The following is an 11,909-nucleotide window of genomic DNA, read 5'->3' as shown; positions in this document are numbered from 1 at the left end:
TTTCTTTACACCTCCCAAATCAGAGAAGGCTTTGGTTCTTTTTGTAACAAAAGCAGACTCTACTCTGGCTGCTCATAAAGCCCTACCCATTTTTGTATCTCGCTTATGAGGGGATACAAATATGGCTACTTCACTTGCAGCATAACTGGCTGCCCAATCAGCTCTGCAAGTGGCACCACCTTCTTCTCCCGGGCAAAATGGGCAAAGAGTTGCTCAAGTTCCTCCTGCCAGTATTTTCTCTGGTCCTCCGTCAGGGGAGGATTATCGTGCAGAAGGAGGATATCACCAGGATTGACCTGCCTGAGCACCCTTGAGGCAAAATTGTGAATTCTGCGATTCCCATGATCAAAAATGCGACTACTAAACGTCATAGCCTGCATATTTTGGCTGGCAAGAGGGGATTGGAGTCGGGGACTGGTAATGCCAATAGGCGGCCTGAAAAAAAGGGGCCGGACGCCCATCTGGCCGAGGATTTCCTGGGTTCGGGCGATATCGGCCTCGATCGCTTCGCCCTTGCGCAACATAAGCAAATTATCGTGGCGCAGGGAGTGGTTGCCGATAGTGTGCCCCTGAGCAAGGATGGCGGCGATTAACTCCGGATGGGCTTCTGCATGCTTCCCCACCACAAAAAAGGTCGCCGGAAGACGGTAACGGGCCAGGAGTTCCAGTATAATCGGGGTGGAGGCGGGAAAAGGACCGTCGTCAAAGGTGAGTGCGATGCCTCTGCTGTCCGGGCGCCCCCTCCAGACCACGGGAAGAAAAAACGAGGATCGGGGAAAAAACGGAGCCGCCAGGCAGATCAGAAGAAAGAGGGCTAAGGGGAGGTTGGCCAGTTGCGGAGAACTGGTACAACTCAGCAGGATCGCGGCGAGAAAGGTGGCCAGGCCTGTTTTTTCCGCCCGGCTTGCCTTCCGTTGTCTCTTCAGCCAGCTCATTATGAAGCCGCTCCGACCTTCCGACCGCTGAGCCAAAAGAGTTCGCTATTTATTGCCGGCTCCAGCTCCAACTCGGTAAAGCCTATTGCCGCCAGTGTACTTTGCAGCGTTTCAGGTGTTCGATACCAGGTTTGGCCGCCAGCGAGGCGAACCCGCCAATCCTCAAGATACCAGGTGGCCGAAAGGGTCCCCTCGGGCCGGGTCACAAAGCGAATCAACATGCTTCCGCCAGGGGCCAGCAATTCCCAACAACGGGCACAGGTGGCAGCAAACTGCTGCTCATCAAGATAATGCGACATGTCGATAAGCATAATCACATCGACCGGGCCAGGAATCTCTGGCAGCTCTGGCGCAGCCCCCACCAACATGGTCCCCCGCTCACCTGTAGCCCGAGCCGCCACATGTACCCGCCCGGCATCAGGATCCACACCGATCACCCTGCTTGAGGGGTATCTCTCCAGACACCAGCAGGCAGGGACACCGTAGCCGCAGCCGATATCAAGAATGGTCTTGCCCTCCCCATTCCCGTCCAACCACTGCGGCAACTCGCGAAACAATGGATCAAGTTTGAGCTTAAAACGGGCAAACATCCGGGGATAGGCCTCCACCAGGCGATACCGATGCAGAACCCGCTCCTTCAGGGATGCGGTCGAGGGAATCTGCCCGCGGGCGGGGTCAAAATATCTGCGTAACAGTGGAGGCAACAGCACAAAGGTGCCAAGCAGGGAATAGCCGATTCCAAGCAGTGAGGTGATGCCAATACTCTTCAGGGTGCTATGCTGGGCAAAGCACAACACACCAAAGCCGATAAAGGTCGAAGCCGCCGCCATGAGGATCGCGCTGCGTACTAGAACATGCCCCGGATGATCGACCGTCCCATACCATTGGCAACCACAGACCGTATAGATGGTGTAATCCACCCCCATGCCCAAAATAACCACGGAAAGCATCAGTGCAGGGATATCCAGTGGATGGCCAATCAATTTCAGGGTTCCCAGGGTGCAGATAAAGGCAAAGACCAGAGGGGCAAGGGCAATGCAGGTCAACCGCCAGTTGAGCATTTGCAGATAGAGCAACAGGCTCACCATGGCCGCTATAATAAGCAGCAAGGTCGTAAAGGTTGAAAACAGCGTCGCTCCAAGACGTTCTGAAAAATAATTGCCATCAAAGACCTTTCCCTCCTGACCATACCGTTTGAGAAAGGTCGCTGCATCGTATGTTGTTCCGGGCGTGAGCGCCGTGAACTGGATCATTTTGCCATCTTCCCGGGCGGTGATCCCCAGGAGTTTGTCATAACGACTCTCAAGCACCTGTGGTGCAGACGGGGTTTGCTCTCTAAGTAGGGCAAAAAAAGGCGCAAAGGCATCGCTCTTTAAGCCCAACCGTTGCCCTTCCGCAATCAACGTATTTTCCACCTTCTGCACCCGTGTTTCCGACCAAAAATCCCGCCAGGCCGCAAAGTTTTCCTGGCTGCGTTCTGGCCCGGGAAAGAGCAAAGAAGAGACAAACACAGCGCCTACCCGCCCTGCCTGCCGGTCCTGCTCCAACTGTGCCAGCAGGTGGTCATTTTTTTTCTGCAGCTCAACAAGAGAGCCTGCAGTGGTCATGAGGTATACCTTGGAACCACCGCTCCCCCAGACCTGAGCAAACATCTGATCATCGGCCTGGGTCTGGGCACTGACCGTGTTCATCGCACTCAAACTGATACGAAACTCGGGTTTGGCAAAAAAGATTAAGACAAGGGCAAGGCCCAAGGCCAAGACGACCCCGATTCTCCCCGTGTTAAAGAACCGTTCAGCCAGCCAGTGCAGGGGTAAAACACGTTTCCCTCCCGCGGGCATATGCGGAAAGATGCGTGGGAAAATGACGTGGATAAAAAAATAGGTGGAGATAAAACCAAGGGCGGTGAATTGACCAAGTTCACGAAAGACGGGAAAATCACTGAGGCTAATAGCCAAAAAGGCACCGATAGTCGTCAGCAGGGCCATGGTGCCACCAACGGACTGCACCTCACGCGCAGTCTCACTGCCACGGGTCGCATGAGGCCGGTCGAGAAAGAGCAGGTAGGTGATGCTGTGATCGTCCATCATGGAAATCAACGCCCCGGAAAATCCCAAAACCATGATCGAGATCGAATCGTGAAACAACGAATAGAAAAACAGGGCCATGGCCGTCCCTGCAACCGCCGGTAGAAGGGAGAGCAGGCCAATTAAAGGCCGGGGAAAGGCAAATAGCAGTAACAGGGCTATGCCCACCGTAGTGAGCCCGAGAGCCAGTTGTACATCGTGGCGAATGATGGACTCGTTATCCAGGGCGGCTCGAAAGGCCCCCGCCGGGGTCAGCCTCACCTGCATGCCTGCAACGGTACCGCTCTGGGCAAGCTCACGCCCAGCCTCGGCAAAAAAATCGGCCAACCGACGCGCAGCCTCACCATCGGTTCCGGCAGTGGCCGGGCGCGCGGTGACCAGGAGATGTTGCCCATCCTTTGACAGCAAATATCCTTTATAGAAGGTAGCTTCCTGCGACGGAGCAAGATAGAGGAGTTTGGCAAGGATCTGATCCTTGAAACCCAGGGGATCTAGGGAAAGAAAGGCCGCCTGCCCGATGCCGTCCAAGCCGGACATCTTCTCCATGAGCCCCTTCAAGCGTTGCCTCATGGCAGCGTCTGTCAGACGGAGCGCAATACTTTTGGCCAGCTCCTCACGGGAAAAGAGCATGGGCAGCGACCAGGCCACATGCTGGGCTATTTCCGGCAGCAAGGCGCTGGTATCCCCTCCTCCGACCTCGGCAAACAGACCACTGGCACGCATTTTTTCTTCCAGAGCTTTCCCGGAAGAAACCAAAAAATCAGGAGCCTTTTGATCAACCTGGATATCCACCGCCACTTGATCGTGAATGGGATGGTTCTTAAAAATCTCCAGGGCATCGCCAATGACCTGCTCATGGGTGGGGAGAGTTTTGACAATATCGGTGTCGATGTGCAGGCGGGTCAGGCCCAGATAGGCACAGAGGGCGATCGCCAGGGTAACGAGCAGCAGAACAGGGTAATTGACTGAGGTGGATTTCATGAACGGAGAAAAATAAAAAGAGCGATGAGAGCCACGGCCCCAACGAGATGGATCAAGAAAATGAGTCCTCTGTTGTTGCAGTACAATTCGTTTCCACGCTGAATACGTGCCAGGCCGCCAAAAAGGGTGCGCATCCGGTCAATCCAGACCGTTTTGTTGTCGCTTGCGGCTTGCCCTTGAAAGGCGCACATGGGATAGAGGGCAAAAAAATCACCTTTCAGAGCATGGAACAGACCGTCAATGGGAACGCCTTGCCAGGGTTCCTCCACGATACGTTCTGCAAAGGGGCGATTGAGGGCATAGGCATGGGTCAGACAGCGATACCCAATGTGGACCATGCCTTTTTGGCTGGTCGGCTGGCTGCTTGAGGTGAGACAACCAAGGGCAAAACCATCCCAGCCGCGGCCCTGTTCAAGGAATTGACAGGCGTTCCTGAGTCGCTCGTGGTCAAACTTGCGGAAAAAAACGTCATCTTCAAAGATGAGAATATGGCGTGCCCCCGCAGTGAGCGCTTTCCTGAGGCACAGCTGATGAGAGGTGAAGATGCCGCGCTCGGGATTTTCCTCGTCTCGTGCCACGACAATGAACTCTACCCGCGCCGCCAGCCCGACCAGGGCAAACTGCTCTTTGGCGGCCTGCATGCGATCAGGTCGGCTTTCCAGCGTAATGCAGTAGATGGCATCAAAAAAATCCCAGCCGTCTCCTTGGCTTTCCCTGTCACGCTCTACTCCCATCTTGCCTCACCATTCTCTCTGGGATATACTATTTCTTTGGGCAGCCGCAAAAGCGTCCAAATTTTTTTCCCCTTTCTTGTTGTTGAGGCTCATCAGAAAAAGATGAAACAGGTATGTGCCAAATGGATTCTATGGGTTGCGTCCACCAACTTTGTGCGCTCCGCAATCACCGAACAGGCTGATCTCTCCGCTTTTCGTGAAAAACCCACGGCCAAGGTGCTGCTCGGCGTCATGCTCATCATCCTGGGTTCTCTGCTCGGTTGGCCCGCGGTTACCGCTCTGGGGATACTTTCCCTGCACTGGCAGACCCCCTGGATCGTCGTTATTGGTGGTCCCCTGGTCTACGGAATTTCCCATCTTGTCTTTCTTGGAGGAATGTATCTCTCCGGCGCCACCTACTCCCTGATCTTTTGTCGCTGGCTGGCCCGTGTGCTGGTGGAACGCTGCCTGGCCTGGGCCTTTCCGGGCCATCGACCCGAGCTGCCCCGCTGAAACTCAATCTAGATTCAGGTCTGTCGCTACTGGTCCTTAAGCCTTGATCCAGGCCGGAGGTTTAATCCGCCCCTGGCTCACATCCCGCATCCGCAATGCCTGCACCCATTCCCGCATCTCTCCCTCCTGGTCAACAATGAAGATATTATAGATGAGTTCGTCAGCCGTGAAGGACTGAAGCTCTGCTTGCGTTCGATAGAACTCACCCGCCCGTGTCGGTTTGACGACATGGCGGCTGGTAAAGCCCACAGGAAAAGGAACAAAATCAACCAAGCGTTGGCCGTGCACACAGGCGGCATGCATGGCTCCGTCCAAAGGAAAGGAAGACCCCATCGGCGTGGCAGTACACTCTCCCGGATCGTATGCCAGCAGACTTCCCCAGGCCCTCTCTGCAGACAGAAAGAGCTTATCTTGCAGGGTTCGGTAGGCAGGGCCGAAAGGAACCAGTTCCTGGTAAATCTTTGCTACAGGTACACTCAGTGATGCCTTGGCACAAGGCGTCTCCGCCCATACGTCTTTTTCAGGAACGGGTGGTGCCTGCCTGATAAAACTCAACTCGCAATGGCTGACCAGCCGGGTCATGACTTTTCCCTGTGTCCGGCTGAGCAAACGGGCCCGGATTCCTTCTTTTTCCAGATTTTCCAGCTCAACCACAACCTTCATCGTGGTCGCAGATGGTGGAATTGCAAGAAGTTTGGCAAAACGGGCATCGTCCATGTTCCCCACTCCCATCTGGGGATCTGCTGCCTGTACACAGGTGGCCAGAAGCTGCATGGCCTCCACGGCTGCCAGGACGGTACGACCGGCAAAACAGTGATCGCCCATCCAGGGAAAAATGGTGAGCCTGTGATCTATCCGGGTGGTGGCCATCAGCTGGGAAACTGGTTCCACAGGGCGATAGTCTTCTCGTCGATCTCCACGGGAATATGTTTGGCATTGACTGCGCAGTGGCGGGTCATACCCGTGCAGCAAATCTCGCCATCATCAGCCTTGGTGATAAGGTAATCAAACTGCACCTTCACCAGCTCCAGCCGGGTGAGGCGGGTATGGATATACATCAAATCGTCATAAAACAGCGGCGAATGGTAATTCAGCTCCGTTTTAATGATGGGGTAGATGTAGCCACTCTCCTCAATATCTTTATAGGGATACTCTGCCTCGCGCATCAGCGAAGCGCGACCAAACTCAAAATACCGCAGGTAATTGGCATGATACACAACCTGAGAACGATCCGTGTCCGCATACAAGGTGCGAAGCTCGCAGCGATGCCAGACCAATCCGGTTTTGGTGTCGCGTACGTAGGATGGACGCTCATGAGGCTCGGGAACAAAAGGTTTAGGGCGCATTACTGACCTCTGAAAACTATACAGCAGTTGGTGCCCCCGAACCCGAAGGAGTTCGACAGAAAAAATTCGTGGGCATGCCTGCGACTTTGATTGGGCACGACATCCAAATCGGCAAGTGCCGGATCGGGGATATGGTTGACCGTCGGTAAAACCAGCCCTTGACGCATAGCCTCAATCCCCAGCGCAGCCTCAATCGCGGCCGAGGCGCCAAGGCTGTGGCCAACCTGTGATTTATTGGCCGAGATAGGGATTTTCGGCAGCTGCTTGCCAAACACCGTCCGCAAACATTGGGCCTCGGTAGTATCACCGGTGGGGGTCGAGGTGCCATGGGCATTGATCGCGCCAATATCACCGGCCGTTATTTCCGCATCCTCCAGAGCATCCTGCATGGCCCGGGTCACCGTCTCTTCATTGGGGCGGGTGAAATGATGAGCATCCGAGTTCCAGCCAATCCCGGCGATTTCGGCCCTGGGAAGCAGCCCATGGGCTCGGGCAACCTCTTCAGCCGCCAGCACCAGGACTCCTGCCCCCTCGGCAAGAACAAACCCCTTGCGGTCGATGCTGAAGGGTCGAGAGGCCTGGGTTGGATCCTCAAAGGAACGGTCCTTGGGACCGACTTTGATGGTGGCCAACATATTGGAAAAGCCGAGAATAATCTCCGGAATGAGACAGGTATCCACCCCTCCGGCCAGGGCAAAGTCGCAATCTCCGTCTCGAATCATGCGGGCACCAATACCAATGGCGTGGTTGCCCGAGGCGCAGGCTCCCTGGGGGGAAAAAATCGGGCCGGTAAAGCCAAGCAGCATACCGGCCTTACCGGCAGGAAGATTCGCGCAAAGGTTGGGCAGGAGATAGGGACTGACCTTGGTCGGCCCCAAGCGGGTGTAGTTATCCATGGCGATCCGGTAGGCGTCTGAACCGTTGAGCGCCGAGCCGATCAGGCAGGCGGTGCGCGCCCCGACCTGCTCGTCGATCACCACCCCCGCATCTTCCAGTGCCTGGCGGCAGATCTCCATGGTGAGGAATACAAAATCCGCGTTCCAGAGTGATGCATCCTTTCTGCTGACATAGGGCAAGGTGCTTGAGTCCCAATCCGGTATCTCGCCGACCACTCGACTGCGGGTTTCAACCTCACAGCGGCTCAGGACCCGGGACCCAGCCTTTCCGGCCACAGCCCCTTTCCAGGTACTGGCAAATGTGTTTCCCAGGGCGGAAGCGGCCCCATAGCCAAGAACGACGACTTTTCGATTCAGCGGTGCCTTCATGATGGTGTATCTCTTTTCAGTCGGTGTTTTTCAATCAATTTTTTTCAACACCGCGCAAGCATTACAGCCGCCAAACCCAAAGGCATTTTTCAGCACATGTTCCTGAACAAGCGATCGCGTACCTTGGGCAACGCAGTCCAGTTCCATCTCGGGATCGGGTTGATAATTAATCGTGGGTAAAATGAGGTTTTCTTCCATGCCACGAAGCGTAAGGATGGTCTCAATGACACTGGAGGCCCCCATGGCATGCCCGAGTTGCGATTTATTGGCGCTCACCGGCGGCAAGGAACCTGCAAAGACTTTGTGGAGCGCATCGAATTCAACCCGGTCCCCGGCCTTGGTCGAGGTGGCATGGGCATTGATTGCGCCAATATCAGCGGGGCTCACCCCGGCATCGGCAAGCGCCTCAAGCATACACCGCCGGACCGTGGCTTCGGCTGGCATAACGAAGTGGTGGGCATCAGAGGTCATGCCCCACCCTGCCAGCTCTGCCTTAGGGTGCAGGCCATGGGCAGCGGCAAATTCTCTGGTTGTCAGAATGACCGCCCCTGCCCCCTCGGAGACAACAAATCCCCGACGATGCACGGAAAAAGGTCGACTGGCGCATTCCGGCGGATCGTTTTCTTCTCCTTTCTGGGGGAAGTAGGCGCCGTTCATGGTGTGAAATCCGGCAAGAATCGGCTCAACCAACGAGCAGTCAACCGCGCCGCAGAGAGCGACATCGGCGCGCCCCTGCGCCAGCAGCATGGCCCCTACAAGGATCGAACTAAGGCCGGTGGCACAGGCGGTAATCGTCGAAAGGATTGGTCCCTGGGCTCCGGTCAGCATGGAGATCTTGCCGCCAATCATATTGATGCAGGAGTTGGGATTGGCGTAGGGGTGGGGCAGCTTCTGTTCCGCCTGGAGGCGGCGGTCTGCGGTGAGCACTGCATCAACGCCGCCGACCGCGGAGCTGTAGGTTATGGCAACACGCGGAGCCAAGTCGGCATCGATACGAATACCGCTCTGCTCCAGGGCACGAGCCACCGTCAGCATTCCGTATTTAAAGATGGGGGAATGCCAGGCCGCCTGGTGCCGGGCTGTGAGAAAGGGGTAGTCGAGATGGTCAATTTCTGGCAGCTCTCCAGCAATGCGTACCGGGAAGCTCTCAGTGAGCGGAAAACGGGTCAGAGGGCCAACACCGCTTCGACCTGCTACTGCATTGCGCCACTGTTCCTCAAAATCGCCACCCAAGGGTGAAATGACGTCATACCCAACGATAACGGCTGTTTTTCCTTCCGAAAACTGCACAAAAAACTACCAAGGAATAAACCGGTACAGCTTGGCAAACATCTCGTAGACCTCGACCCAGTTCTGCAGATCTTGGCTGCTTTGCATATGGGCACGCTTATTCACCATGACCCAGCTCATATGCGCCGCTCCATCCTTACAGGTGGAACAGTCACGGGTTTCGGAGGTACAGCAACGATGCATGGTCTTGAGATCTGATGCCCAGCGGATAAAGTTGGTCAATCGTTTAGGCCGGGGGTTACGTTTATCAATGGGATCGGTGACCGAAGGGCATTCCATCCAACCAAAGGTGCGTCCACACATAGTACCGGTGGTGATCACCTGGTGGTAATACTTCGAAGAGATCACGGTCTCAGGATAACTGTCCAGCATCTGGTCCATCTCTGCCCGGACCGCAACCAACTCATCGGGCTGCCAGGAAAAACCATCGACCCCCTCGTCGTTAGAGAGCAGCTGCATATGGACCTTGAGCCCGACATCCTTGATGCGGCGAATGTTATTCTCGATCTTCCCCAGCTGCTTCGGCGTGATGGTGTAGAGGTAATAGGCGTTGGGGTCTCCTGCATAGTTCGCACTGGAAATGGCAAAGGTATCCTTACCCCGCAGCAGAATTTCGTCCTCGCGATCCCCCCAGAGGGAAATACCGACCATCAGATCGGGAAACCGGTCTCGATCGACCTTGATAATGCCGTTGGTGGCGCAAAAGGTGGGCAAACGCGTATAAAAAGCCTCGATCCGATCCATACACAGCGTCGGCTCGCCACCAATGAGAATGGCCAGATTCACGCCGCGCGCCATTTCACTCTCGACAAAGGCATGCCATTTGGCCACATCCTTTTCTTCCGAAGCCGCCTTGTGTTCATCTGAAGAAAAGAAGAAACAGCCCTTGCAGCGCAGGTTGCAGCGGTCGGTGACATCATAGATGGAGCTGCGGATGTTGAGTTTGGAAATACGTTTATAACGCTCGTGCCACTGAGGATTAAGAAGTGAACTGACTGTTTTCATACGAGTAACGTTGCCTCTATTGACCGTCTGAGGGAGGAGTGACGGCATGGTCACAGAGATTGGGACTTTTTTCGTATCCCTGGACCCAGACCGCCAGGTAGGTGTCGACATAATCGAGCCAGGCGGAAAACGTCTCGGGATTGGAAGCGTGGCGGTACATTCGGGCTGTAACCACTGCGCTTCCTGCTGCATAATGTCGACAATCGGCACAGTCGGTATCCGGGACGCAACAGGCGGCGGCACGATCCCATTGCAGATCGGTCCGGTATTGGCGAAACGATTTGCCCAGCCCAACATTGGCCGACGGATTCATTCTCGGGTAGGAACAGGAGTAAAGCGCATGCAACCCTAAACGATGGGTATGGGCGACGACATTGTAGTGGGAAAAAAGCACCGCCTCGGGATACTGGGTCAACAGCTGGGTCATCATAGCCCCTGTTTTGGCCAGACTCTCAGGTGTATGCCGCAAGGGCCCGTTGTACCCTTCAGGCGCAGAGAACATGTTGAAGGTTATCTTCTGCCCTCCCTTGGCCAACTCTTCGGTTACCTCCTGGGCCTCATCAATATTCTGCGAGGTAAAGGTATAAACAAAAACCGCTCGGGGATCATTGTGGTAGTTGGCCATCTGCCGTTTGAGCATATCGTCGGCCTTACGCACGGCCTTGCTGCTGGCATCGTTGCCCCAAACGGAAATGTGGATGCGGTAATCAATCTCCGGGGGGAGGGGCTTCAGCCCGTTGGTGGCGATGGCTCCAAGAGGGATCGTGTCCGCACAGATGCGGCACAACTCGGGTACCAGAGAAGGCTCGGCACCGGCAAGAACGGCAAAGGTGATGCCGCGCTCTTTTTCAGCCACCATCAGCTCTCGCCAGGCAGCGGGATCACCATTTTCGAGGGCGAACTGTTTTTCGCCGTTAAAGTAATAACACCCATCGCAGCGAATATTGCACCGATGGGTCATATCATAGGTGGATTCCCGAAGAAAAAAGTACCTCCTGACCTTTTCCCAACGATCCCGGACAGTTGGAATCGCAATAATATCGGCGAACTTCCAGCTCGCTGCCTGCGGCACCTGACGGGACATTTATTCGTCGCCCTGGAGTTTCCCGGCAATATACCCGCCGATGATCCGCAAGGTGGTCAGTTTAGGATAGTCGTCCTCGTCAATCCGTACACCGAATTCGTCGCGAATCACCAAGGCAATGGTCGCCAGGTCCATGCTGTCGATGCCCACCTCGTCAACCAGGTCAAGATCGGCGTCAAAGGTTTCCGGGGTTACATCTTCCAGTTTCAGTTCGTTGATGATGATTTCGGCGATACGAAGGATGGTTTGATCAAGAGTAGTGTTCATGAGTTATTTCTGTGTGCTTTTAAACATCAAGGGACATCATGCCGGAACAGACATCCTCTTTGTTATGAGTTATGCGAAACGAATACAGGTCGCCAGAGCCCTTGGCGTGGATATCGAGCTGTTCTCCCGGCTTGATAATCCGTTTGAATTTCACCCGATTCAAGCGTCTGATGAAGAGGGGCGTCTGCCGTGCTTGCGCAATGACATCGGCAACCATCTTGAGTTGGGCAATACCCGGCAAAATGGGGGTATCGGGGAAATGACCGTCAAACCAAGGCGAGTCGTGGTTGACGATCACCCCTGCCCGAATTTCCTCTGGTGCAGGCTTTTCTAAATCAAGGAGCAAATACCACATGATATCATTTTATGTCCAGGTAAAATGTCAATCTGAATCCGTGAGCATTCAGCGGCGCGTCAGTTTCG

12 protein-coding genes are annotated in these 11,909 nt (G+C 55.1%); 1 reads left to right on the top strand and 11 read right to left on the bottom strand.

The features are described 5' to 3' along the window. Positions 1-125: 125 nt before the first annotated feature. From JWJ90_RS01560 to JWJ90_RS01550, 3 genes are read right to left on the bottom strand one after another with little or no spacing between them, the layout of a single operon-like run. Entirely contained in the window at positions 126-935 is an 810-nt protein-coding gene (locus tag JWJ90_RS01560) for a polysaccharide deacetylase family protein (protein ID WP_205225416.1), read from the bottom strand. Further along, a complete protein-coding gene (locus JWJ90_RS01555; RefSeq protein WP_205225415.1) occupies positions 935-4,003 on the bottom strand; it encodes a methyltransferase domain-containing protein in 3,069 nt (1,022 codons plus the stop codon). The genes JWJ90_RS01560 and JWJ90_RS01555 overlap by 1 nt, the downstream gene beginning before the upstream one ends. Continuing rightward, positions 4,000-4,737, bottom strand: a complete 738-nt coding sequence (locus JWJ90_RS01550) for a glycosyltransferase family 25 protein (RefSeq protein WP_205225414.1) — start codon at positions 4,735-4,737, stop codon at positions 4,000-4,002. The genes JWJ90_RS01555 and JWJ90_RS01550 overlap by 4 nt, the downstream gene beginning before the upstream one ends. Before the next feature lie 102 nt (positions 4,738-4,839). Between JWJ90_RS01550 and JWJ90_RS01545 the strand changes: the two genes are divergently transcribed. Beyond that, on the top strand, positions 4,840-5,229 hold the full coding sequence (locus JWJ90_RS01545) for a hypothetical protein (protein WP_205225413.1): 390 nt from the start codon (positions 4,840-4,842) through the stop codon (positions 5,227-5,229). Positions 5,230-5,265: 36 nt separating this feature from the next. Here the strand turns inward: JWJ90_RS01545 and JWJ90_RS01540 are convergent, their stop codons facing one another. The 8 genes from JWJ90_RS01540 to JWJ90_RS01505 are packed head-to-tail and all read right to left on the bottom strand — an operon-like array spanning position 5,266 to position 11,841. Beyond that, a complete protein-coding gene (locus tag JWJ90_RS01540) occupies positions 5,266-6,120 on the bottom strand; it encodes a hotdog family protein (protein WP_205225412.1) in 855 nt (284 codons plus the stop codon). Continuing rightward, positions 6,099-6,575 (bottom strand): acyl-CoA thioesterase, encoded by a 477-nt coding sequence (locus JWJ90_RS01535; RefSeq protein WP_205225411.1) that lies wholly within the window; start codon positions 6,573-6,575, stop codon positions 6,099-6,101. Before JWJ90_RS01535 ends, JWJ90_RS01540 begins: the two co-directional genes overlap by 22 nt. Then, entirely contained in the window at positions 6,575-7,840 is a 1,266-nt protein-coding gene (locus JWJ90_RS01530) for a beta-ketoacyl-[acyl-carrier-protein] synthase family protein (RefSeq protein ID WP_205225410.1), read from the bottom strand. Before JWJ90_RS01530 ends, JWJ90_RS01535 begins: the two co-directional genes overlap by 1 nt. A gap of 30 nt (positions 7,841-7,870) precedes the next feature. Continuing rightward, positions 7,871-9,130, bottom strand: a complete 1,260-nt coding sequence (locus JWJ90_RS23710; RefSeq protein ID WP_205225409.1) for a beta-ketoacyl synthase N-terminal-like domain-containing protein — start codon at positions 9,128-9,130, stop codon at positions 7,871-7,873. A 6-nt stretch (positions 9,131-9,136) separates the two neighbouring features. Next, positions 9,137-10,135, bottom strand: coding sequence for a radical SAM protein (locus JWJ90_RS01520; protein WP_205225408.1), 999 nt, complete (start codon positions 10,133-10,135; stop codon positions 9,137-9,139). Between the two features lie 16 nt (positions 10,136-10,151). Beyond that, entirely contained in the window at positions 10,152-11,219 is a 1,068-nt protein-coding gene (locus JWJ90_RS01515) for a radical SAM family protein (RefSeq protein WP_205225407.1), read from the bottom strand. After that, a complete protein-coding gene (locus JWJ90_RS01510) occupies positions 11,220-11,486 on the bottom strand; it encodes a phosphopantetheine-binding protein (RefSeq protein WP_205225406.1) in 267 nt (88 codons plus the stop codon). 19 nt (positions 11,487-11,505) lie between these two features. Beyond that, on the bottom strand, positions 11,506-11,841 hold the full coding sequence (locus JWJ90_RS01505) for an ApeI family dehydratase (RefSeq protein ID WP_205225405.1): 336 nt from the start codon (positions 11,839-11,841) through the stop codon (positions 11,506-11,508). Positions 11,842-11,909: the final 68 nt, after the last annotated feature.

The organism is Desulfobulbus rhabdoformis (genome assembly GCF_016919065.1).
GTDB lineage: Bacteria > Desulfobacterota > Desulfobulbia > Desulfobulbales > Desulfobulbaceae > Desulfobulbus > Desulfobulbus rhabdoformis.
The sequence above is the reverse complement of the archived record's forward strand: the minus strand, read 5'-3'. Positions and strand labels throughout refer to the sequence as shown.

Coding starts and splice junctions, on each gene's coding strand:
- JWJ90_RS01530 (WP_205225410.1), bottom strand. CDS start 7,840: ATGAAGGCACCGCTGAATCGAAAAGTCGTCGTTCTTGGCTATGGGGCC.
- JWJ90_RS01555 (WP_205225415.1), bottom strand. CDS start 4,003: ATGAAATCCACCTCAGTCAATTACCCTGTTCTGCTGCTCGTTACCCTG.
- JWJ90_RS01520 (WP_205225408.1), bottom strand. CDS start 10,135: ATGAAAACAGTCAGTTCACTTCTTAATCCTCAGTGGCACGAGCGTTAT.
- JWJ90_RS01545 (WP_205225413.1), top strand. CDS start 4,840: ATGAAACAGGTATGTGCCAAATGGATTCTATGGGTTGCGTCCACCAAC.
- JWJ90_RS01505 (WP_205225405.1), bottom strand. CDS start 11,841: ATGTGGTATTTGCTCCTTGATTTAGAAAAGCCTGCACCAGAGGAAATT.
- JWJ90_RS01515 (WP_205225407.1), bottom strand. CDS start 11,219: ATGTCCCGTCAGGTGCCGCAGGCAGCGAGCTGGAAGTTCGCCGATATT.
- JWJ90_RS01560 (WP_205225416.1), bottom strand. CDS start 935: ATGAGCTGGCTGAAGAGACAACGGAAGGCAAGCCGGGCGGAAAAAACA.
- JWJ90_RS01535 (WP_205225411.1), bottom strand. CDS start 6,575: ATGCGCCCTAAACCTTTTGTTCCCGAGCCTCATGAGCGTCCATCCTAC.
- JWJ90_RS01550 (WP_205225414.1), bottom strand. CDS start 4,737: ATGGGAGTAGAGCGTGACAGGGAAAGCCAAGGAGACGGCTGGGATTTT.
- JWJ90_RS01510 (WP_205225406.1), bottom strand. CDS start 11,486: ATGAACACTACTCTTGATCAAACCATCCTTCGTATCGCCGAAATCATC.